20 protein-coding genes are annotated in these 21,037 nt (G+C 60.7%); 11 read left to right on the top strand and 9 right to left on the bottom strand.

What is annotated here, in order from left to right:
* The first annotated feature begins 87 nt into the window (after positions 1 to 87).
* The 10 genes from AC1DY9_RS12285 to AC1DY9_RS12240 all read left to right on the top strand — a co-directional run bounded on the left by AC1DY9_RS12285 (position 88) and on the right by AC1DY9_RS12240 (position 10,872).
* Entirely contained in the window at positions 88 to 888 is an 801-nt protein-coding gene (locus tag AC1DY9_RS12285; RefSeq protein ID WP_457281061.1) for a cytochrome C assembly family protein, read from the top strand.
* Positions 885 to 1,127, top strand: a complete 243-nt coding sequence (locus tag AC1DY9_RS12280) for a PP0621 family protein (RefSeq protein WP_457281062.1) — start codon at positions 885 to 887, stop codon at positions 1,125 to 1,127. The genes AC1DY9_RS12285 and AC1DY9_RS12280 overlap by 4 nt, the downstream gene beginning before the upstream one ends.
* Positions 1,128 to 1,251: 124 nt before the next feature.
* Positions 1,252 to 2,967: a two-component system sensor histidine kinase NtrB gene (locus AC1DY9_RS12275; RefSeq protein WP_457281063.1), complete on the top strand. Its 1,716-nt coding sequence runs from the start codon at positions 1,252 to 1,254 to the stop codon at positions 2,965 to 2,967.
* Between the two features lie 5 nt (positions 2,968 to 2,972).
* Entirely contained in the window at positions 2,973 to 4,421 is a 1,449-nt protein-coding gene (locus AC1DY9_RS12270; protein ID WP_457281064.1) for a sigma-54-dependent transcriptional regulator, read from the top strand.
* Positions 4,390 to 5,007 (top strand): 1,6-anhydro-N-acetylmuramyl-L-alanine amidase AmpD, encoded by a 618-nt coding sequence (gene ampD / locus AC1DY9_RS12265; RefSeq protein WP_477666635.1) that lies wholly within the window; start codon positions 4,390 to 4,392, stop codon positions 5,005 to 5,007. Before AC1DY9_RS12270 ends, ampD begins: the two co-directional genes overlap by 32 nt.
* Before the next feature lie 443 nt (positions 5,008 to 5,450).
* The gene (locus AC1DY9_RS12260; protein ID WP_457281066.1) at positions 5,451 to 8,360 is read left to right on the top strand and encodes a ribonucleoside-diphosphate reductase subunit alpha; all 2,910 of its coding nucleotides are present in this window, start codon (positions 5,451 to 5,453) and stop codon (positions 8,358 to 8,360) included.
* A gap of 131 nt (positions 8,361 to 8,491) precedes the next feature.
* Positions 8,492 to 9,715: a ribonucleotide-diphosphate reductase subunit beta gene (locus AC1DY9_RS12255; protein WP_457281067.1), complete on the top strand. Its 1,224-nt coding sequence runs from the start codon at positions 8,492 to 8,494 to the stop codon at positions 9,713 to 9,715.
* Between the two features lie 50 nt (positions 9,716 to 9,765).
* Positions 9,766 to 9,900 (top strand): hypothetical protein, encoded by a 135-nt coding sequence (locus tag AC1DY9_RS12250; RefSeq protein ID WP_457281068.1) that lies wholly within the window; start codon positions 9,766 to 9,768, stop codon positions 9,898 to 9,900.
* A gap of 14 nt (positions 9,901 to 9,914) precedes the next feature.
* Complete coding sequence (locus tag AC1DY9_RS12245) at positions 9,915 to 10,388, top strand: histone H1-like DNA-binding protein (RefSeq protein WP_431098248.1); 474 nt, start codon at positions 9,915 to 9,917, stop codon at positions 10,386 to 10,388.
* Positions 10,389 to 10,518: 130 nt separating this feature from the next.
* Positions 10,519 to 10,872 (top strand): DUF167 domain-containing protein, encoded by a 354-nt coding sequence (locus AC1DY9_RS12240; protein ID WP_457281069.1) that lies wholly within the window; start codon positions 10,519 to 10,521, stop codon positions 10,870 to 10,872.
* 82 nt (positions 10,873 to 10,954) lie between these two features.
* Here the strand turns inward: AC1DY9_RS12240 and AC1DY9_RS12235 are convergent, their stop codons facing one another.
* The 7 genes from AC1DY9_RS12235 to AC1DY9_RS12205 all read right to left on the bottom strand — a co-directional run bounded on the left by AC1DY9_RS12235 (position 10,955) and on the right by AC1DY9_RS12205 (position 17,457).
* The gene (locus AC1DY9_RS12235) at positions 10,955 to 11,857 is read right to left on the bottom strand and encodes a carbohydrate kinase family protein (protein WP_457281070.1); all 903 of its coding nucleotides are present in this window, start codon (positions 11,855 to 11,857) and stop codon (positions 10,955 to 10,957) included.
* Between the two features lie 18 nt (positions 11,858 to 11,875).
* Entirely contained in the window at positions 11,876 to 12,985 is a 1,110-nt protein-coding gene (locus AC1DY9_RS12230) for a DUF3426 domain-containing protein (protein ID WP_457281071.1), read from the bottom strand.
* Positions 12,986 to 13,056: 71 nt separating this feature from the next.
* The gene (gene prmA / locus AC1DY9_RS12225; protein WP_477666634.1) at positions 13,057 to 13,947 is read right to left on the bottom strand and encodes a 50S ribosomal protein L11 methyltransferase; all 891 of its coding nucleotides are present in this window, start codon (positions 13,945 to 13,947) and stop codon (positions 13,057 to 13,059) included.
* A gap of 152 nt (positions 13,948 to 14,099) precedes the next feature.
* Positions 14,100 to 15,449, bottom strand: a complete 1,350-nt coding sequence (gene accC / locus AC1DY9_RS12220) for an acetyl-CoA carboxylase biotin carboxylase subunit (RefSeq protein ID WP_457281072.1) — start codon at positions 15,447 to 15,449, stop codon at positions 14,100 to 14,102.
* A 41-nt stretch (positions 15,450 to 15,490) separates the two neighbouring features.
* Positions 15,491 to 15,946 (bottom strand): acetyl-CoA carboxylase biotin carboxyl carrier protein, encoded by a 456-nt coding sequence (gene accB / locus AC1DY9_RS12215; RefSeq protein ID WP_457281073.1) that lies wholly within the window; start codon positions 15,944 to 15,946, stop codon positions 15,491 to 15,493.
* A gap of 345 nt (positions 15,947 to 16,291) precedes the next feature.
* Positions 16,292 to 16,849 (bottom strand): TlpA disulfide reductase family protein, encoded by a 558-nt coding sequence (locus tag AC1DY9_RS12210; RefSeq protein WP_457281074.1) that lies wholly within the window; start codon positions 16,847 to 16,849, stop codon positions 16,292 to 16,294.
* The gene (locus AC1DY9_RS12205; RefSeq protein WP_457281075.1) at positions 16,846 to 17,457 is read right to left on the bottom strand and encodes a hypothetical protein; all 612 of its coding nucleotides are present in this window, start codon (positions 17,455 to 17,457) and stop codon (positions 16,846 to 16,848) included. Before AC1DY9_RS12205 ends, AC1DY9_RS12210 begins: the two co-directional genes overlap by 4 nt.
* A 273-nt stretch (positions 17,458 to 17,730) precedes the next feature.
* Between AC1DY9_RS12205 and mpl the strand changes: the two genes are divergently transcribed.
* Positions 17,731 to 19,158: a UDP-N-acetylmuramate:L-alanyl-gamma-D-glutamyl-meso-diaminopimelate ligase gene (gene mpl, locus AC1DY9_RS12200; protein ID WP_457281076.1), complete on the top strand. Its 1,428-nt coding sequence runs from the start codon at positions 17,731 to 17,733 to the stop codon at positions 19,156 to 19,158.
* A gap of 113 nt (positions 19,159 to 19,271) precedes the next feature.
* On the opposite strand, the gene AC1DY9_RS12195 is transcribed toward mpl, so the two are convergent.
* Positions 19,272 to 19,583: a hypothetical protein gene (locus AC1DY9_RS12195; RefSeq protein ID WP_477666633.1), complete on the bottom strand. Its 312-nt coding sequence runs from the start codon at positions 19,581 to 19,583 to the stop codon at positions 19,272 to 19,274.
* Between the two features lie 88 nt (positions 19,584 to 19,671).
* Complete coding sequence (locus tag AC1DY9_RS12190) at positions 19,672 to 20,796, bottom strand: 3-deoxy-7-phosphoheptulonate synthase (protein WP_457281078.1); 1,125 nt, start codon at positions 20,794 to 20,796, stop codon at positions 19,672 to 19,674.
* Between the last annotated feature and the right edge of the window lie 241 nt (positions 20,797 to 21,037).

The following is a 21,037-nucleotide window of genomic DNA, read 5'->3' as shown; positions in this document are numbered from 1 at the left end:
ACGCGGCGCAGTTAGGTGGAAAAGAAAGGCTGCAGCGGAAGGCTGCCAGAAAGGGGGGAAAGAGGCAGTAAAGGCTAAACTCTAGCCATGATTTTAGCTTTGAGCGACTGGTGGGGTCTTGCAGCGGCAGCCGGTGCTGCCGTCGCCTACGCTGCATTGGCACTGGGCTCCCCGCGCCTCGGCCCCGCCGCCATCCGCGGCCTGCTGCTGGCGGCCTGGCTGCTGCACGCGCTGGCGCTGGCCGATGGCCTGCTGGGCGAGCCCCCGCGTTTCGGCTTTGCACCGGCGCTGTCCATGACGGTCTGGCTGGTGCTGACCGTTTACGCCATCGAAAGCCGCCTGTTTCCACAACTCCAGGCCCACTGGGCGTTGGCAGGGCTGGGCAGCGCAGCTGTCATCCTGACGGTCATTTTCCCCGGTACCACCTATCACGCCATCGCGTCCCCCTGGCTGCCGTTGCACTGGGCCCTGGGCATCGCGTCTTATGGGCTGTTTGCCGCCGCAGTGGTGCACGGCTGGCTGATGACGCGCTCCGAGCGCTCCATCCGGCTGGCCGCACAAACCGATGCGGGTGTGCCGCTGTTGACGCTGGAGCGGCTCACCTTCCGCTTCGTGGAGGCCGGCTTTGTATTGCTGTCGGCCACGCTGTTTGTAGGCTGGCTGTTCGCCGAAACACTCTACGGGCCCGGCCTGGCCTGGAAATGGAACCATAAAACCGTGTTTTCGGTCCTGGCCTGGCTGACGTTTGCCGGCCTGCTGATCGGCCGGGCGCGCCTCGGATGGCGTGGCCGCAAGGCCGTCCGTGTGCTGTACCTGGGCTCCGGCCTGCTGCTGCTGGGCTACGCCGGTTCGCGCTTTGTACTTGAAGTCATTCTGAGGCGGGCATGAAATACCTTCTGGTCCTGGGATTCGTGCTGGTGGTTTTCTGGCTCTGGCGTCACAACCGCGATGCGGAAAGAAACGATGCGGCGGCTGCCCGTCCCCGCCAGGCACCGGGCCGCGAAACGGCCGTTGCGGAGATGATCGCATGCGATGTCTGCCACGTGCATTTGCCGAAGTCCGACGCCCTGACAGGCGGCAAGGGGATTTATTGCAGTGACGCGCATCGCCGCCAGGCAGGAGACTAGGGCCTGCCAACACTATGTTTACAAATGCGAATCTTGACGGGGTCCACCCCGCCTGCGTTTTGCGCCTTGCTCAAGGCCTTTTTGAGCGCAACGCATCTTGCAAACATAGTGTTAGCAGGCCCCAATGAGCACGCCATCCCACTGGTTTGAAACGGGAGGCAAGGCATCAGGCGCGTGGGAGACCGTGCCCGAACTGGGCTCCTTCGGCCGTTTGTGGCGTGTCTTCATGACGGCACGCGTTGCCATCGCCACGGTACTCGTCATCCTTCAGGCGGTTATCTACGCGCTGGGCAACATCACCAACCGCTGGTCGATTGGGGTATGCATCGCCTACCTGTGCGCCACACTGGCCGTGCGCCTGTGGGCCAAACCGCGGCCACCACGAAGCACCTTTGACGCACAGTGGTTACTGACCATCGGCGTGGACGTCATCACGTTCTCCACACTCAATTTCCTGCAATCGAGCGGCATCAACTACACGCCGCTGTTTGCCCTGCCGGTGCTCCTTGCCTCCATCCTTGGACCGATTTTGCTGGCCTTCGGAACCGCAGCCAGCGTGACCTTGCTGCTTCTGGCCGACGCCTGGTGGAGCTCACTTCAGGTATTGGGCGACTTCAATGCCCGATTCCTCCAGTCGGGCTTGAGCGGTTCCGGTTTTTTCCTGGTCGCGCTGCTTGCGAACCACCTCGCCTTGCGGCTGGCCCGTGAAGAGCAGTTGGCAAAACGCAGCCAGTCCGCCGCGCGCATGCAGACGCAGGTGAACGAACTGGTCATTGAAACCTTGGCCGACGGCGTGCTGGTGGTCGATATCAACGGCATCGTCCGGTCGGCCAATCCGGCATCCAGGCGCCTGCTGGGAGCCCGGGATTCAGTTCGCAGCGCGCCTTTCATCCTCGTCATGGAGGCGGCCTGGTTGCCCCTGGCGGAACTGATGCACAGCACGTTCAGCACGCAAACCCCCCAGGAAGCGGACATCAGCCTTGAATACCCGGGCAGCAATACCCGGCGGCTTCATGTACGCACTCGTCTTGCCGCCTCGAAAAATGGCACCCACGAAAGCCTTTGTGTAATGTTCCTGGAGGACCTGCGTGAAATGGAGGCCCGCGTGAGGACCGAGAAGATGGCAGCCATGGGACGCATGTCGGCCGCAGTGGCACACGAAATCAGGAATCCGCTGGCGGCGATCTCTCAAGCCAATGCCTTGCTGGAAGAAGACCTGCAAGACGAGCCGCACCGCCAGCTCACAGGCATGATCCGGCAAAATGCGCAACGTCTCGCCAGAATCGTCGATGAGGTATTGAACATTTCACGTGCCCAGGCGCACCTGCCCTCGCCACAAACCACCACCCTGGCACTGGACGAAACCGCTCACAAGATTACCGCGGACTGGGCAGGGCAGACTGAAGCGTCCCGACGCATGAAGATCACGGCAGATTCGGGTAATGCCGTTGTATGCTTTGAGCCCGAGCATTTGCGCCGCCTGATGGTCAATCTGCTGGACAACGCCCTGCGTTATGCCAGCACATCTTCTCACGCCATTGAAGTCTCCACCCAGCTCGTTACGCCCGGGCAGGCCCGTCTGTCCGTATGGAGCGATGGCCAACCCATGGAGCAAACCGTGCAAACACACCTGTTCGAACCATTTTTCTCCTCTGAAAGCCGCTCAAGCGGGCTGGGCCTGTACATTTGCCGTGAATTGTGCGAACGCTATGGCGCCCTGATCGGCTACCAGCGCGTGCAGCGCAGCGGCATTGAGGGAAACGAATTTTTTGTCATATTCGCACCCTCCAGTCCGTCTATGACCTTGCCTGCGGCTTCTTTTGCCACAATGCCAACCTGAAAACCATGAGCACCCCCATTCCCGTTCCCCAGCAGGCACGTATCCTCGTCATTGACGATGAACCGGATTTGCGCACCCTGTATGAACTGACGCTGCTCAGGGAAGGGTATCGGGTGGAGGCAGCCGGTGACCTGCTGCAGGCCCGGGAGCAGCTCAAGGCGCATCACTTCGATGCTGTGATCACCGATATGCGCCTGCCAGATGGCCTTGGCCTCGAATTACTGCGAGACATGATAGACCAGCAAAGGCCCGAACGATGCGTGGTGATTACGGCCCACGGCTCGGCCGAAAATGCGGTGGAAGCACTCAAGGCCGGCGCGTTTGACTACCTCACGAAACCGGTCGACCTCAAACAATTCCGCAGTGTCGTGGCATCCGCCGTGCAGGGTGCCAAGCATCCTGCACTACAGGCCAAAAGCGATCGAAGCGCACCGGAACACGGCACCGCCCCCTCCGCCCAGAAAAAAAGCGGGGACGGCACCCAGATTCTGCAAAAACTGGTGGGTGAATCTGCCGTCATGCGCGCCGTCAAGTCGCGCATCGTCAAAGTGGCGGGAAGCATGGCGCCGGTCCTCATTCAGGGGGAATCGGGCACCGGCAAGGAACTGGTTGCACGCGCCGTACACGGCTGCAGCCACCGCGCGACAGGGCCTTTTGTAGCCGTCAATTGCAGCGCCATACCCGAAAACCTCCTCGAAGCGGAGTTCTTCGGTGCACGAAAGGGCGCTTACACCGGATCAGCGCAGGACCGGCAAGGCTACTTCCAGGCAGCCAAGGGCGGCACCTTGTTTCTCGATGAAATCGGCGACCTGCCGCTGGCCATGCAATCCAAACTTCTGCGCGCCATCCAGGAGCGCACCGTCAGGCCGCTGGGTTCGCCGCAGGAGGACACCGTTGACGTGCGCATCGTCAGCGCAACGCACAAAAACCTGGCGGCGGAAGCCCAGGAAGGAACATTCCGCCAGGATCTTTATTACCGGCTCAATGTGATTGAAATTGCCGTGCCGGCCTTGCGCGAACGCCGGGAGGATTTGCCGGCACTCTGCAATGCCCTGCTGTCAAGAATCTGCCAGGAGTCCGGCTTCAAGATGCCCGAGTTGACGGATGCCGTGATGGAGCAGCTGCAGTCCAGGCCCTTTAACGGCAATGTCAGGGAGCTGGAAAACATCCTGCACCGGGCCGTGGCGCTCGGCGAAGGAAGCGTGCTGCATTTTGATGCGCCGGTCGAAGAGCACGTCGCCGTCCCGGAAAACCTGCAGGATTATCTGGACGGGCAGGAGCGAAACATCCTGACCAAGGTTTTGCTGGAGACCGGCTTCAATCGTACCGCCGCCGCCGCGAGGCTGGGTTTGAGCCTGCGGCAGATCCGCTACCGCATTGCACGCCTGAATATCGCCACGCCGGGCAATGACGACCTGGCCGATGGACTTGACCCTGCTGATGACCCCGCCTGAAAGCCCCAATGCCCTTCCCCGGCCTTTGTGGCAAAACGGCTGGTACCGCTATGCACGCGCACTGGCTTCGCCCAACTTTGGTCCACGCCCTCCCGGCGCGCAAATCGACCTGATCGTCATCCACTCCATCAGCCTGCCGCCAGGTGAGTTCGGCAATGGCAACGTCGAACGCCTTTTCACCAACCAGCTCGACTGGGAGGCACACGCTTACTTTCAGGGCATTCGCGGCCTGCAGGTTTCATCGCACTTTTTCATCGCCCGAACCGGCGCTCTGTGGCAGTTTGTGAGCTGTGACGACCGCGCCTGGCATGCCGGGGAATCCAGCTACCGCGGACGCACCAACTGCAACGACGATTCCATCGGCATCGAACTGGAAGGCCTTGAGGGAGATACCTTTGAAGCATCCCAGTATGAAACCCTGACCGGGCTATGCGCCTCGCTTCTGCAGCGCTACCCCATTGAGCACATCGCCGGGCACGAGCACATTGCACCCGGCCGCAAGCAGGACCCGGGCCCTGGCTTCAACTGGCCTCTGCTGCAAAACTCGCTGTCGTCACCGGCTAGGTGTTTTCCCGAAATCATGTGACTGGTGCACCTGCACGCACTCACCATTGCGGTGCGTCTTGCTGTTGAAATTTCCGGTTATTTTTACCGCGCCAGCAGTGGCCGGCGCTCTCAACCCAAGCCCGCGAAAAGCCGCGCCACAACGCCGCATCAGCTTCGCAAGCCTGATGGCATCAGGCTTTCAGCGAAGTTGAACGAGCCACCATCAAGCCCTGATCGAGGCGTCTGGAATGGGGCCTAAAAAGCCACAAAACGTAACGGTGCATTCAGTCAGCGATACACTACCTGTAGTGGCTTGTATTCCCTCCATACCCTAGGTATAGTGTCTAAGCCCTAATTCAGTTTGATGTAATTTGGGTCAGGAAATGAAGGAGCAGGTTGATAGGCCTGTGCAATACCTCAATATATCCAGAGACCCCCGAACAGCACATCAAACCACCCATAAAACAAAGCAAAGAGGAAGTCATGCAAACTGCACAACACGCGGTGCCCGTCACGTCGAGCGTTCTGGCAAGCAACCCAGCAACCGGCGATACCAACGCGCAAAGCAACCCGCTCGCCCATTACCAGATCATTCGCCGCAATGGCGGCGTGGTGCCGTTCGAACCCAACAAGATCGCCGTGGCCATGATGAAGGCTTTCCTGGCCGTGCATGGCACGCAGGGTGCGGCTTCGGCCAGCGTCCGCGAAACCGTTGACGGCCTGACCCAGGCGGTCATCCGCGCCCTGATGCGTTCGCGCCCAGGCGGCGGAACCTTTCATATAGAAGACGTTCAGGATCAGGTCGAGCTGGGCCTGATGCGCGGCGGCCACCACGAGATCGCCCGCGCTTACGTGCTGTACCGCGAAAAGCGCACGCAAGAGCGCGCACGCCAGCCGCAAACCCAGGCGCCCGCAGCGCCGCTGATCCATGTGACCGACCGCGGCAACCGCGTCGCGCTGGACATCCGCAACCTGCAGGCGTTGATTGAAGCCTCCTGCGCCAACCTGGGCGCGGATATCAAGCCCGACCCGATCGTTGCGGAAACCATGCGCAACCTCTATGACGGTGTGCCCATTGACGAGGTCTACAAGGCGTCCATCCTGGCAGCGCGCACCCTGATCGAGAAAGACCCTGACTACACCTACGCCACCGCACGCCTGCTGATGCACACCATCCGCCGCGAAGTGCTGGGTGAAGAAGTCAGTCAGGAAGACATGGCGATTCGCTACGCCGAGTATTTCCCGCAGTTCATCGCCAAGGGCGTACAAAACGAGCTGCTCGACGAAAAGCTCCAGCAGTTCGACCTGGCCCGCCTGGGCGCCGCGCTCAAGCCCGAACGCGACCTGAAATTCGACTACCTCGGCCTGCAAACCCTGTTTGACCGCTACTTCCTGCACGTGCGCAAACAGCGCATCGAGCTACCACAGGCTTTCTTCATGCGCGTGGCCATGGGCCTGTCGCTCAACGAGATCAACCGCGAAGAACGCGCGATCGAGTTCTATGAAATCCTCTCGTCCTTCGACTTCATGTCGAGCACGCCCACCCTGTTCAATGCCGGCACGCTGCGCTCGCAGCTGTCGTCGTGCTACCTGACGACCGTCGCCGACGACCTGGGCGGCATCTACGACGCCATCAAGGAAAACGCGCTGCTGTCCAAATTTGCCGGCGGCCTGGGCAATGACTGGACGCCTGTGCGCGCCCTGGGCGCCCATATCAAGGGCACCAACGGCGAATCGCAAGGCGTCGTGCCTTTCCTCAAAGTCGTCAACGACACCGCCGTGGCGGTCAACCAGGGCGGCAAGCGCAAGGGCGCCGTCTGCGCCTACCTGGAAACCTGGCACCTGGATATTGAAGAGTTCCTGGAACTGCGCAAGAACACCGGTGACGATCGCCGCCGTACGCACGACATGAACACCGCCAACTGGATTCCCGACCTCTTCATGCGCCGCGTGATGGAAAAGGGCAGCTGGACGCTGTTCTCACCGTCGGACACACCCGACCTGCACGACAAGTTCGGCAAGGACTTCGAGAAAATCTACACCGCCTACGAAGCCAAGGCCGAGCGCGGCGAAATCAAGCCATCCCGCAAGCTGCAGGCCACCGACATGTGGCGCAAGATGCTGTCGATGCTGTTTGAAACCGGCCATCCCTGGATCACGTTCAAGGACGCCTGCAATGTGCGCTCGCCGCAGCAACACACCGGCGTCGTGCACTCGTCCAACCTGTGCACCGAAATCACACTCAACACCAGCGACACCGAAACTGCTGTCTGCAACCTCGGCTCGGTCAACCTCGTCCAGCATCTGAAGGACGGCGCAGTCGACCACGAGAAGCTTAAAAAGACCATTACCACGGCCATGCGCATGCTGGACAACGTGATCGACATCAACTATTACGCCGTCAAGAAGGCCCGCGATTCCAACATGCGCCACCGCCCTGTGGGCCTGGGCATCATGGGTTTCCAGGACTGCCTGTACGAGCTGCGCGTGCCTTACGCTTCCCAGGAAGCTGTCGAGTTCGCCGACAAATCCATGGAGGCTGTCTGCTACCACGCTTACTGGGCATCGACCGAACTGGCCAAAGAGCGCGGTAAATATGCCACGTACAAAGGCTCGCTCTGGGACAAGGGCATCCTGCCGCTGGATACGCTGGACATGCTGGCCGAGCAGCGCGGCGGCTATGTGGAAGTCGACCGCTCCGCCAGCCTTGACTGGGACGCTTTGCGCAAGAAGATTGCCAAAGACGGCATGCGCAATTCCAACTGCGTGGCCATTGCGCCCACAGCCACCATCTCCAACATCATTGGGGTGGATGCTTGTATCGAACCCTGCTTTGGCAACCTGTCGGTCAAGTCCAACCTGTCGGGTGAATTTACCGTCATCAACCATTACCTGGTCCGCGACCTGAAGCGCTTGGGCCTATGGGACGACGTGATGGTGGTGGATCTGAAGCACTTTGACGGCTCCCTGCGCCCGATCGATCGCGTACCGCAGGACGTCAAAGCGCTCTACGCCACGGCGTTTGAGATTGAAACTTCCTGGATTGTCGAGGCGGCAGCGCGCCGCCAGAAGTGGATTGATCAGGCACAGTCGCTCAACATCTACATGGCAGGCGCTTCGGGCAAAAAGCTCGACGACACCTACAAGCTGGCTTGGCTGCGCGGCCTCAAGACGACTTACTACCTGCGCACGCAAAGCGCGACGCACGCCGAGAAGTCGACCGTGACCGCGGGCAAGATGAACTCGGTGTCATCGGGTACCGCGACGGCAGGCGGCGGCATGAGCGCGCTCGAAGCGGCAGCCGCCGCAGCGCAGGCGCAGATGAGTGCATCGCCCGCGACCGACATCAAATTCTGTGCAATCGATGACCCAGGTTGCGAGGCCTGCCAATAAAACACCGAATCGTGCGCTGAGCTTCATTGCACGATTCGATGTAATTGAGCAACACAATTTTGTAGCGATGTGAATGAACACTTTTCATTTTGTATCGCTGCTTTCATAATCCCAAAGTATTGGAAACCTCTATGTTGACCTGGGACGAAGAAGTCAAACCATCTTTGCAAACATCTCACAACAGCGGCTTGCCTGAAGGCCGCTCGATGGAACTTCCGCCTCTTTCTTTGAACACTGCCGAGCAGCCCCAGGCGCAAGTGCGCATGCTCAACGACGGCGCGTTCGCACCTGTGCAAGCTGCAGCACCTTCTACGTCTGCCGCCGCACCCGCCAAGGCACAACGCGTCAAGGCCTCCGACAAACGCATCATTAATGGCCAGACCGACGTCAACCAGCTGGTGCCGTTCAAATACAAGTGGGCTTGGGAAAAATACCTCGCCACCTGCGCCAACCACTGGATGCCGCAGGAAGTAAATATGACGCGCGACATCGCGCTCTGGAAAGACCCGAACGGCCTGACCGAAGACGAACGCCGTCTGGTCAAGCGCAACCTGGGTTTCTTCGTGACCGCCGACTCGCTGGCAGCCAACAACATCGTGCTGGGCACCTACCGCCACATCACCGCACCCGAATGCCGCCAGTTCCTGCTGCGCCAGGCTTTTGAAGAAGCCATTCACACCCACGCCTACCAGTACATCACTGAATCACTGGGCCTGGACGAAGCCGAAATCTTCAACGCCTATAACGAAGTGCAATCGATCAAGGACAAGGACCAGTTCCTGATTCCTTTCATTGAAGTGATTTCCGACCCTCACTTCAAAACTGGCACTACCGAAGCTGACCAGACCCTGCTCAAGTCGCTGATCGTGTTTGCTTGTCTGATGGAAGGCCTGTTCTTCTATGTGGGCTTCACGCAGATTCTTGCCCTGGGTCGCCAGAACAAGATGACCGGCGCCGCCGAACAGTACCAGTACATCCTGCGCGACGAGTCCATGCACTGCAACTTCGGCATCGACCTGATCAATCAGCTCAAGCTGGAAAACCCCCATCTCTGGACGGCGGACTTCAAGGCCGAAATCAAGGCATTGTTCATGAAAGCCGTCGAACTGGAGTACCGCTACGCCGAAGACACCATGCCGCGCGGCGTGCTCGGCCTCAATGCGTCCATGTTCAAAGGCTACCTCCGCTACATTGCCAATCGCCGTGCCACGCAGATCGGACTTGAAACTCTCTTCCCCAACGAGGAGAATCCGTTCCCATGGATGAGCGAAATGATCGACCTGAAAAAAGAGCGTAACTTCTTTGAAACCCGTGTGATCGAGTACCAGTCCGGTGGTGCCCTTTCCTGGGATTGATTGACCAGAAAAATACGCGAGACAAGCGAACAATGATTTCAAGAATTGCAATGACCAGTGACAGCACCGAAGAGTGCGCGTTGGGCTTTGCTCCTGTGTTCGCGGCGCTGGGACCGGTTTATCCGGGGCCCAACGCCGTGAATCGCTTTACGTACTCCAACCGTGAAGTGCTCTTTGCAACGTGATCAAGGAGAAAACTATGGCAACTGCGAAAAAAACTGCGGCTAAAAAAGCTGCTCCAAAGAAAGCCCCTGCGAAAAAAGTAGCGGCTAAGAAGGCTCCTGCGAAAAAAGCAGCAGCGAAAAAAGCTCCGGCTAAAAAAGCTCCAGCGAAAAAAGTAGCGGCCAAAAAGCCAGCTGCGAAAAAATCGCCAGCGAAAAAGCCAGCAGCCAAGAAGGTAGCGGCCAAGAAGCCAGCAGCGAAGAAAGCTGCAGCGAAAAAGCCAGCAGCCAAGAAGGCCGCGAAAAAGGTAGCGAAGAAACCAGCGGCGAAGAAAGCCGCTGCGAAAAAGCCTGCCGCCAAGAAAGCAGCGAAAAAGCCCGCTGCGAAGAAAGCCGCGAAAAAACCTGCTGCCAAAGCTGCGAAAGCACCCGCTGCAGCGGCTGCCCCTGCGGCTCAGACTACTCTGAACCCGCAAGCTGCCTGGCCGTTTCCGACAGCCAGCAAGCCGTAAGCAGTAAGGTAATTCTGCTTAGAGCCCGATATCGAAAGATGTCGGGCTTTTTTCATGGCTGGGCCGTTCCTGAGGCCATCCACAATTGACACCCCTGACCCCTGTTTACCGCCGCCGGACCACTCCAGCCATGAAACCGTTCCCCGCGCTGCCCGAACTTCCTTTTCTGCGACGGGAAAAGAATGGGGACGTTCTGATCGACATCCATGTGGTGCCCAACGCCGCCAAAACCGAGATGATGGGCCTGCATGGAGAGGCCGGCCAGCAGGCGCTGCGCCTGCGGCTGCAGGCACCGCCCGTGGACGGCAAAGCCAATCAGGCGCTGGTGAAGTGGCTGGCCGGTTGCCTCGGCGTTCCGCAGCAGGCGGTCACGCTGGCCCGCGGAGAGGCTTCAAGGCGCAAGCAGTTGCGCGTCAGCGCTGCAGCGGCAAGCCAGGCTGCGTGGAATGAATGGCTGAAAGCACTGGACCACCGCGAGCCATAGCCCCGCGTAAAGCGCCGCGAGAAGTAGGCCAAAGGGGGCGTAGCTATTAATTCGATAGCTTCTTGCGCCCGTCCAGTCACGCTCAATCGCCGATTTTCTCTGAATTCAGCGTGTAGTTCTGGCCGCCGCGCGTCGCGATCTTGTGTGCACCTACCCGGTTGCCCAGCGCGGCGCAGCGGTCCAGCGCCCAGCCTTTTTCCAGGCCAAACAGCAAAGCGCCGCGAAAGGCATCGCCGCATCCCGTCGGGTCGACCACAGTTTCGGCTTTCACCGGCGGCACGAGGGTTTTCTCGCCGCCAATCCAGACCTCGCAACCTTCCGCGCCCAACGTCACCACCAGGCCCTGCACCCGGCGGGACAATTCGGCGCATGACAGGCCCGTGCGGTCACACAGCATTTTGGCCTCGTAATCGTTGACGGTCACCCAGGTGGAAAGTTCCACAAAGTGGGAAAGCTCCTTGCCGTCAAACATGGGAAGGCCCTGGCCTGGATCAAAAACGAAGGGGATACCAGCCAGCTTGAACTGCTCGGCATGCTGCAGCATGGCATCGCGCCCGTCAGGCGAGATAATGCCCAGCTTGATGTCATCGCGTGCGTCAATGCGGGTGACATGGGCCTGCATCATGGCACCCGGATGAAAAGCCGTGATCTGGTTGTTGTCCCGGTCGGTCATGATCATCGCCTGGGCGGTGTAGGTGTCGCCCACCTGCCGCACAAATTCCGTGCTGATGCCCAGCGTCTTCATGCGCTCCACGTACTCAGCGCCGTCGCTGCCGACCGTGGCCATGGGTAGCGGCTTGCCGCCAAGCTGCTGCAGGCTGTAGGCGATGTTGCCGGCGCAGCCGCCAAATTCACGGCGCAGCGCCGGCACCAGAAACGACACATTCAGAATATGCAGTTGATCGGGCAGTATCTGCTCCGAAAAGCGCCCCTCAAAGGTCATGATGGTGTCAAACGCCAGGGAGCCACAAATAACAGCAGACATTCAGTTCTCTCGTTTCAATCAGGGGTAAAAAACCAGGACACGATAGCCAGCCACTCGCAAGGGAGCCGCCGGCGCAGAAGACGGCGGCGACGCTGCAGCTGCAGTGTCCGGATCACCGGATATTTTCATGATGACCAGGCCGGGCATTTCGGAGCGGGGGGCCAGGGTCGGCGATTTGGCGCCAAACTGTGCCGGCGTCAGGATGCGGCGCACCACGGCCTGGTCCTGCGAATCGGTCAGGGTCACTTCCAGGGAAGGCATTTCCAGCAGCGTCACACCCGTGTTTTTGAGCGTAAAACTGAGGCGATAGGCATCAGGGCCGATGCGGTTGAAGGTGGAGCTGTCTATGACCAGCGACTCGATATGCCGCGGCGCACGAATGTCACAGTGCAACTGGCCGCAAATACCCTGAAGCGCCGGCACGAGCCGGGGCTCCAGGGCGGCCAGCGTGTCCCTTTGCTGGACAGCCCACTGCAAGACCAGCACGGCCAGCAGCAGCAGGGATAACAAGGCCATAGTCCACCGGGTCAGCGGCCGTTTCCAGAACGCCTTGCGCTTGGCCTCCCGCACAAAAGACACATCGTGCTCCACGCGCGAATCCGGCATGCCGGAGTCCACGTCCGAAAAGGCAAAACTGGAATCATCATCGACCGCCGGACGCACCATCACCGGCCGGCGGGCTGGCGGCTCATCCGGCAACACGCTATCGGGCAGTTCCATCGGATCCTGCTGACGTTCCTGTTGAGCCCGCTTCCAGCGTACAGGGTCAAAATCAGCCGCACTGTCCTGCGCATCGGCAGGGCCAGTGCCGGAAGGCCTTAGCGGCACCCGGTCGGCAAATGACCTGGCCGGCGCCCATTTCTGTGGGTCCGCAGCAGCGGCAACAGCCACGACTGGCGGCGCCGGCGCAGAAGGGACAAATTCCGGCAGCGGCATGGGTTCGGTGTCCGCGACCGCAAACGGTACGGCGGGCACGGGCGATGCCATGTCACGCGGCAGCAGATGCGCGGACGCATCAAAGACTTCAGCGCAATGCCCGCATCGCACCCAGCCCTGTGAGACTTTGAGTTGGTCGGTCACGACTTTGAACATCGTGCCACATGCGGGGCAGCGCGTAATCAGGCTCATTTAGCGCTGTATTGTAGGGGGCTCACCCCCGCTGACGGCCTGAAAACCGCCAGGCACCGGGTTGAGCCGGCTCAGAAGCCGGCGGTCATCAAGATCCAGCCTTCTTGCGCATCGTGCACGGTGAGCTGGCAATAGGGTGCGTAGGCCTCTTTCAGTTCTTCAGCCTGGCGCTCCAGAATGCCGGCCAACACGAGATGGCCGCCCTTTTCGACATGTGCGCACAGCAGCGGTGCCAGCACTTTCAGCGGTGTGGCCAGGATGTTGGCCAGCACGGTCCGGTATTGACCGGACGCCTTGTCGGGCAAGCCAGCGTTGAGCGCCACATGGTTGGCTTCGGCATTGGCGCGCGTCGACTCTACGGCAGCCGGGTCGATATCGACAGCGTCGATGTCCAGCCCGCCGAACTTGGCCGCACCAATGGCCAGGATGCCCGAGCCGCAGCCGTAGTCGAGGACACGACCTAGATCTTTTCCGTCTGAGCCCTGGCTTGCAATCCATCGCAGGCACATGCGCGTAGTGGGATGGGTTCCGGTGCCGAAGGCCAGCCCCGGGTCCAGGCGAATGACTTGTTTGGCCTCGGCAGGCGGCTCATGCCAGGTCGGCACGATCCAGAATTCGGGCGTGATGTCCACCGGGGTGAACTGCGACTGCGTCAGGCGCACCCAGTCTTGTTCCGGCACAGGCTGAACAGCCACCACGCTGCAGCCGGCAAAGAAATCTTGCGCCGCCAGCACACCGGCCGCGTCTCGTGCCAAGGCTTCGGTGGCAAACATTGAAACGATGCGCGAACGCTCCCAACCCGGCTTGGGCGGCGGCATGTCAGGCTCACCAAACAGCGCCTGCTCAGCCGGCGTCTGCGCGTCGGCGTCTTCCACCGACACGCTGAGCGCATCCAGCGCGTCAAGCGCCTCGCTGAGGGTTTCGACTTCATCGACAGGGGCCAGCAGGATCAGTTCAAACATGGTTTAGGCGCACTGGTTGGTTTCGACAATGGCAACCCTTGCAAGCAGGGGCCGCGGAACCGGCTTTGCCGGGCCGCAGGCGCAGCGGCCCCCTCGGGGGGCAGGAAGCTACACGAAGTGAGCGACCGTGGGGGCCACATCCACCGTGGGGGCTAACGCTCTCGCTTTGACAACCACTCTTCAAGGTAGTGAATGTTGGTGCCGCCGTCCATGAACTTGGCATCCACCATCAGCTCGCGGTGCAGCGGGATATTGGTGTTGATGCCTTCCACCACGGTTTCAGCCAGCGCCGTGCTCATGCGGGCCAGCGCCTGCTCGCGCGTATCGCCGTGCACGATGATCTTGCCGATCATCGAGTCATAGTTGGGCGGTACAAAATAGTTGGCGTAAATGTGCGAGTCCACCCGCACACCCGGCCCACCCGGTGTGTGCCAGGTCGTGATACGGCCCGGCGAAGGGACAAACTTGTAGGGATCTTCCGCGTTGATGCGGCATTCGATTGAATGGCCTTTGAGCTGGATATCGCGCTGGGCAAAAGGCAGCTTTTCACCGGCCGCCACCATGATCTGGGTGCGCACGATGTCCACGCCGGTGATCCATTCGGTGACCGGATGCTCGACCTGGACACGTGTGTTCATCTCGATGAAGTAGAACTCGCCGTTTTCGTAGAGGAACTCAAAGGTGCCCGCACCGCGGTAGCCGATTTTCTTGACGGCCGCGACGCAGCGCTCGCCGATGCGCTCAATCAGCTTGCGGGGGATGCCCGGTGCCGGCGCTTCTTCAATGACTTTCTGGTGGCGGCGCTGCATGGAGCAATCGCGCTCACCCAACCAGACCGCGTTTTTGTGCTGGTCGGCCAGGATCTGGATTTCGATGTGCCGCGGGTTCTGCAGGAATTTCTCCATGTAGACCTCGGGATTGCCGAAGGCCGCGCCGGCTTCGGCCTTGGTGGTCTGCACCGCGTGCAGCAAAGCCGCTTCGGTGTGCACCACGCGCATGCCGCGCCCGCCGCCGCCGCCGGCCGCTTTGATAATGACCGGGTAGCCGACCTGCTTGGCAGTGCGCTTGATGACGACCGGGTCATCGGGCAAGGCGCCTTCGGAGCCAGGTACACAGGGCACACCGGCCTTGATCATGGTCTGCTTGGCCGAGACCTTGTCGCCCATGATGCGGATCGACTCCGGCGTGGGGCCGATGAACTTGAAGCCGCTTTTTTCCACGCGCTCGGCGAAGTCGGCGTTTTCACTCAGGAAACCGTATCCGGGGTGGATGGCTTCAGCATCCGTCACCTCGGCGGCCGAGATGATGGCGGGCATGTTGAGGTAGCTGTCTTTGGAAGGCGCCGGGCCGATGCAGACCGACTCGTCGGCCAGCTTGATGTATTTGGCCTCGCGGTCGGCTTCGGAATAGACCATCACGGCCTTCACGCCGAGTTCGCGGCAGGCGCGCTGGATGCGCAGGGCAATCTCACCCCTGTTGGCGATCAGTATTTTCTTGAACATGCGTCGGTAAGCCTGGTTTGGAAAGGAGGCAAGGCGCCCGCTTACTCAATGATGAAGAGGGGTTGGCCGTATTCGACAGCCTGGCCGTTTTCCGAAAGGATCTTGGTGACGGTGCCCGATTTGTCGGCTTCGATCTCGTTGAGGATCTTCATGGCCTCGATGATGCAGATGGTTTCGCCTTCCTTGATGACGCTGCCGAGTTCGACAAAAGGCTTGGCGCCGGGGCTGGCAGAGCGATAAAAAGTGCCCACCATGGGCGACTTGACGGCATGGCCGGCGGGGGCTGCGGGCGCTGCTTCGGCAACCGGTGCGGCAGGCGCGCCGGCCGCGGGCGCCGCTGCGGGAGCTGCTACCATGGCAACCGGCTGCTGCATCACCAGGGGAGCGCCGCTGGATTTGACAATACGCACCTTGCCTTCGGCTTCAGTGATCTCCAGCTCGGAGACGTTGGACTCTGAGACGAGGTCAATCAGGGTCTTGAGTTTTCTTAAATCCATAGGTTCTCTCCAACGACGGTAGATGCTGGCGCGGGATCTCGGCGCAGCTTTTTTGACTGAAAGGCTGGAAACGGAAGGCACTTGACGCGGCCACCGATCTTCCTTCTTTTTTCACTTACTTTCTGCTTTTACGCTTTAAAGCGCTTATCAGTTAATTACTGCGGGGACGAGCCAGGCGGCTTACCCCGGGAAAGCGCAGAGTGTACATCAAGCCGGAGGCCATTCCCCACCGTCTGGCGGCTGGCCGCTCTGCCTCAAAAACCCCGCGGAAGATGCCGTTAGAAGCTGTTCCCGGCTGTTACCGAAGGTTTCGATGCAGCACGGCCCATCAGCAATGTTCTGCCGCTAATTGAGCTTGGCCCAGAGCGCCAGGTCTTCCGGCAGGACTTTGCCGATCTTGCGATGAAGCAGTTCGCCGGAAGCGCTGAACACCGCGGTAAAAGGCAGGCTGCCTGCGAGATTTCCCAGCGATTTGCTGAGATCGGTTCCGCCCAGACCGGCCATGCCGACCGGAAAATGCAGCGGCTTGGTTTGCAGCCAGGTTCGCACCGCGCTGGGCTGGTCGACAGCCAAACCCAGCACTTGCAGGTTTTTATCGCGATTTTCCTGGTAGAAGTAATCCAATAATGGCAACTCCTCCACACAGGGCGGGCACCAGGTGGCCCAGAAATTTACCAACAGCAGCTTGCCGCGAAAGCTGCTCATGGACAGGTTCTTGCCGTCGGGCGTGTCGAAGTTCAGGCTCCAGAATGCGTCGGTCGCGCTGCCAGATGTACTGCCGGGAGTGGGCGCCACCACTTTTTCATCCACCGCGTGAGGCTGGAATTTCCACCAGGCGACGCCTGCACCGGCCAGGCCGGCCAAGGCGGCGGCACTGCCATAAAGCATGTTTCTGCGGTTCACGTGTCTGAAGTTCCGGGTTGGGGGGAAAGCAATTTTTGCACGGCAGCCAGGTCCCCCCGCGGGGTCCGTCCCTTGGCGTCGGGCCTGAGGGCGCCCCGCAGGTCGTCGTGGTCATAGACCATCAGATGCACGCCCACCGTCTCGTTCAAAGGTTTGCACACACTTCGCAGACTGAGCGCTTCCACGCTGTCACCGGTGAAGCCGGTCACGGTACGCGGCTCGTAGTCCACATTGTGCTCAATCAGGGCAATCTCGGCTGATTTGGGGTCATCGCAAAACAGCTGGATATAGATGTCGGACAGCCGCGTGGCCGTACCGTGCCAGACGGCGCCGCCCAGGTAGGGCCGAAATTGCACTAGCCGTTCCATCCAGACCAGCGCCAGTTCACGCAGCGCTGCCAGCTCGGCGGGCTGGGTGTCGGCACAGAAAAGCGCGATGTATTCGCGGACAGCGTCTTCCAGCTCGTCATTGCCCGGCAGTTCGGTACGGGCGGGCAATGCCATCTGTTTGACGGCGCGGCGTTTGGCCGGACCATATTCCAGCCCTTCTTCCACCACCAGCGCGGCGGCCGTGGCGGCGATTTCGGATTTAAGGGTATGAGGTGTCAAGATCGGCTGGCTTCGACCAGGCAAGGCCAAATCGAAGGTCAATGGGTGATGCGGATAAATGATACGGGTGCGGGCGAAGCGATTGTGCCCCGGGTTGGGTTCCCGCCAGACGCTAAAGTTCACCCCGGCCCACGGCACACCCTGTTGCTATGAAATCAATAGCTGGTTGCGCCCGTCCACATTGACCAGGAGGCGCTTTTTCCTTGAATTTCCGCGCAGCCACCGGATCCAGGTCTGTGGGGCCCGCGGATAGCCCTGCCTAGAATACAGGCCATGCACATACATATTCTGGGAATCTGCGGCACCTTCATGGGGGGCCTGGCCGCCCTGGCGCGGGAAGCCGGGCACAAAGTGACAGGCTGCGACACCGGCGTCTATCCGCCCATGAGCGACCAGCTGCGCGGTTTGGGGATTGAGCTGATCGAGGGCTACGGCGCCGACCAGATGGCCTTCGAGCCCGACGTGTTCGTGGTCGGCAACGTGGTGTCCCGTGCCCGGCTTGCCGATGGCAGCGCGAAATATCCGCTCATGGAAGCCATTCTGAACAGCGGCAAACCCTACACCAGCGGCCCGCAATGGCTCTCGGGCCACGTGCTGCACCACCCGACCCACCACCCGACCGGGCCACGCCATGTGCTGGCAGTGGCCGGCACGCACGGGAAGACCACCACCACGGCCATGCTGGCCTGGATTCTCGAAGCTGCCGGGCTGAAACCGGGTTTCCTGGTCGGCGGCGTGCCGCTGAACTTCGGTGTATCCGCCCGGCTGGGCGAAGGCAATACCTTTGTCATTGAAGCCGACGAATACGACACGGCCTTTTTCGACAAACGCAGCAAGTTCGTGCATTACCGCCCACGCACGGCCATCCTGAACAACCTTGAGTTCGACCACGCCGACATTTTTGACGACCTGGCGGCCATCGAACGGCAGTTCCACCATCTGGTGCGTACCGTGCCTTCGCAAGGCCGCGTGGTCGTCAATGCCGCCGAAGCCAGCCTGCAGCGCGTGCTGGCCCAAGGCTGCTGGAGTGAGCAACTGCTCTTCGGCAACGGCCTGCTGAACAAGAGCGGCTTCATGGCCCACGGCGAGCCGCACGATTTTCACGTGCTCAAGGCTGGCGAGGCCGTGGCCCATGTGAAATGGGGCATCAGCGGCGTGCACAACCAGCTCAATGCGCTGGCCGCCATCGCGGCGGCCGAGCATGTGGGCGTGGCGCCCGAGGCCGCGGCCCAGGCACTGGCGGAGTTCCAGAACGTCAAACGCCGCATGGAAGTGCGCGGCGTGATCCCGCGCAAAGGTGGCGACATCACCGTGTACGACGACTTCGCCCACCACCCCACCGCCATCCACACCACGGTAGACGGCCTGCGCCGCCAGCTGCAAAGCGCCGGCCGGGGCAGCGAACGCATCCTCGCCATCTTCGAGCCGCGCAGCAACACCATGAAACTGGGCGCCATGACGGCCCAGCTGCCCTGGAGCCTCGAGCAAGCCGACCTGGCTTTCTGCCACGCCGGCGGACTGGACTGGGATGCGCGCGCCGCGCTGGCCCCCATGGGCGAACGCGCCCAAGTGGCCGGCACCATTGACCAACTGCTCGAGCAGGTGCTGGCCGCAGCGCGGCCGGGCGACCATTTGCTGTGCATGAGCAACGGCGGGTTTGGCGGGATTCACGTAAAACTGCTGCAGGCGCTGAAAGCGTGACGGCGAGAATGCCGTGAACTGAAACTTATCTTGCTATTAATTTAGTAGCGATCAGCGCATGATTGGCACTGGCTAGAGGCCTAAATTGCTTAAGAAAAGCGAGGCGTGGGGACCTAGAAGCTGATGCTTAATGTTGTGACATCTACATGCACAACCGGCTTGCCCAGCGCCGCGCTCGACGCCCGGGCAAATTCCTGAGCCCACTTGGCTTCGGCAAACTTCGCCGGCCCAGCCGCCTGGGCCACCACCACCACCTTGTCGGCGGTCAGCAGCTTGCCCGTGGGCCGAAGCGGCTCACAGCCCATTTGCGTGAACTGGTCGTCCAGCCACCCCCTTGCCACATCGTGCGGCATGGGCTGCACTTCGTTGAGGTCCAGGCGGATGGGCGCCACGTCCTTGAAGGTCACACTGACTTCGCTGCGCATGATGGGCTCCTGATCAGGGGTTCATGGTCGGCGACTTGCGGGCCTGGCGGCTATTCGCACAAACCCGCACGGTGGCTTACTTGCCGGGTTACTTGCCGGCGCGGCGCTTGAGGACGGCGGCCGACAGCACTTCCAACACGTCCAGCGAGTCGCTCCAGCCCAGGCAGGCGTCGGTGATGCTTTTACCGTATTCCAGCGCTTTCGAGTCGTCCTTGCCCGGCGTGAACTTTTGCGCGCCGGGGTTGAGGTGGCTTTCCACCATCAGGCCGAACACATGGCGCGAGCCGCCGGCCACCTGGCCTGCGATGTCGCGTGCCACTTCGACCTGCTTTTCATGCTGCTTGGAGCTGTTGGCGTGGCTGCAATCCACCATCAGCGTGGCCGGCAGCTTGGAGGCTTCGAGCTCCTTGCAAGCCGCCGCGACGCTAGCCGCGTCGTAGTTGGGCGCCTTGCCGCCGCGCAAAATCACATGGCAGTCCTTGTTGCCGTTGGTCTGCACAATCGCGACCTGGCCGTTCTTGTGCACCGACAGGAAATGGTGGCCCCGCGCCGCCGCCTGGATGGCGTCGGTCGCGATGCGGATGTTGCCGTCGGTGCCGTTCTTGAAGCCGATGGGCGCCGAGAGGCCCGAAGCCAGTTCACGGTGCACCTGGCTTTCAGTAGTGCGCGCGCCGATGGCGCCCCAGGAAATCAGGTCACCGATGTATTGCGGCGAGATCACGTCGAGGAATTCGCTGCCGGCAGGCAGGCCGATACGGTTGATATCGATCAGCAGCTGGCGCGCGATGCGCAGGCCTTCGTCGATGCGGAAGGTTTCGTCGAGGTAGGGGTCGTTGATCAACCCCTTCCACCCGACGGTGGTGCGCGGCTTTTCGAAGTAGACGCGCATCACGATTTCCAGCGTGCCTTCGTACTTCTTGCGCTGCTCGACGAGTTTGCGGGCATAGTCCAGCGCAGCCATCGGGTCGTGGATGGAGCACGGCCCGACGACGACAAGCAGGCGGTCATCCTTGCCCTGGATGATGTTGTGGATGCTTTTGCGGGTTTTGCTGATCAGCGTCTCGACGGCGGTGCCGCGGATCGGGAAAAAGCGGATGAGATGCTCGGGAGGGGGTAACACGGTGATGTCCTTGATGCGTTCGTCGTCGGTCTGGCTGGTTTTTTCGACGTTCGCATACCAGTTGTCGCTGGTGGAGATGGGCTTGGCATTCATCGCTGTTTTCCTTTTCTTTCGGGATATCAATCAGGTCGTCACAAGTCAGGGCATTTAAAAATTGAACGGGCAAAAAAAAACCGCCGGAGGCCGGCGGTTTTTGGAGAATCGGTGCGTTTTATCGGGTCACGCGTTGATCTCTCTACCGCCGGAAGCGCTTGAGAACCAAAAGTAACCGAAGTAAAACTTGGCCGAATTCATAAGCTGAAATGTAGCACAGGTCAAAAAAGAGGCAATCCGG

The sequence above is a fragment of the Polaromonas sp. P1_F6 genome (assembly GCF_056405695.1).
This window is presented reverse-complemented; position numbering and strand designations above follow the sequence as displayed.

Excerpts from the sequence above, each read along its gene's own strand:
- AC1DY9_RS12285 (WP_457281061.1), top strand. The coding sequence starts at position 88 with ATGATTTTAGCTTTGAGCGACTGGTGGGGTCTTGCAGCGGCAGCCGGT.
- AC1DY9_RS12280 (WP_457281062.1), top strand. The coding sequence starts at position 885 with ATGAAATACCTTCTGGTCCTGGGATTCGTGCTGGTGGTTTTCTGGCTC.
- AC1DY9_RS12275 (WP_457281063.1), top strand. The coding sequence starts at position 1,252 with ATGAGCACGCCATCCCACTGGTTTGAAACGGGAGGCAAGGCATCAGGC.
- AC1DY9_RS12270 (WP_457281064.1), top strand. The coding sequence starts at position 2,973 with ATGAGCACCCCCATTCCCGTTCCCCAGCAGGCACGTATCCTCGTCATT.
- ampD (WP_477666635.1), top strand. The coding sequence starts at position 4,390 with ATGGACTTGACCCTGCTGATGACCCCGCCTGAAAGCCCCAATGCCCTT.
- AC1DY9_RS12260 (WP_457281066.1), top strand. The coding sequence starts at position 5,451 with ATGCAAACTGCACAACACGCGGTGCCCGTCACGTCGAGCGTTCTGGCA.
- AC1DY9_RS12255 (WP_457281067.1), top strand. The coding sequence starts at position 8,492 with ATGTTGACCTGGGACGAAGAAGTCAAACCATCTTTGCAAACATCTCAC.
- AC1DY9_RS12250 (WP_457281068.1), top strand. The coding sequence starts at position 9,766 with ATGACCAGTGACAGCACCGAAGAGTGCGCGTTGGGCTTTGCTCCTGTG.
- AC1DY9_RS12245 (WP_431098248.1), top strand. The coding sequence starts at position 9,915 with ATGGCAACTGCGAAAAAAACTGCGGCTAAAAAAGCTGCTCCAAAGAAA.
- AC1DY9_RS12240 (WP_457281069.1), top strand. The coding sequence starts at position 10,519 with ATGAAACCGTTCCCCGCGCTGCCCGAACTTCCTTTTCTGCGACGGGAA.
- AC1DY9_RS12235 (WP_457281070.1), bottom strand. The coding sequence starts at position 11,857 with ATGTCTGCTGTTATTTGTGGCTCCCTGGCGTTTGACACCATCATGACC.
- AC1DY9_RS12230 (WP_457281071.1), bottom strand. The coding sequence starts at position 12,985 with ATGAGCCTGATTACGCGCTGCCCCGCATGTGGCACGATGTTCAAAGTC.
- prmA (WP_477666634.1), bottom strand. The coding sequence starts at position 13,947 with ATGTTTGAACTGATCCTGCTGGCCCCTGTCGATGAAGTCGAAACCCTC.
- accC (WP_457281072.1), bottom strand. The coding sequence starts at position 15,449 with ATGTTCAAGAAAATACTGATCGCCAACAGGGGTGAGATTGCCCTGCGC.
- accB (WP_457281073.1), bottom strand. The coding sequence starts at position 15,946 with ATGGATTTAAGAAAACTCAAGACCCTGATTGACCTCGTCTCAGAGTCC.
- mpl (WP_457281076.1), top strand. The coding sequence starts at position 17,731 with ATGCACATACATATTCTGGGAATCTGCGGCACCTTCATGGGGGGCCTG.
- AC1DY9_RS12195 (WP_477666633.1), bottom strand. The coding sequence starts at position 19,583 with ATGCGCAGCGAAGTCAGTGTGACCTTCAAGGACGTGGCGCCCATCCGC.
- AC1DY9_RS12190 (WP_457281078.1), bottom strand. The coding sequence starts at position 20,796 with ATGAATGCCAAGCCCATCTCCACCAGCGACAACTGGTATGCGAACGTC.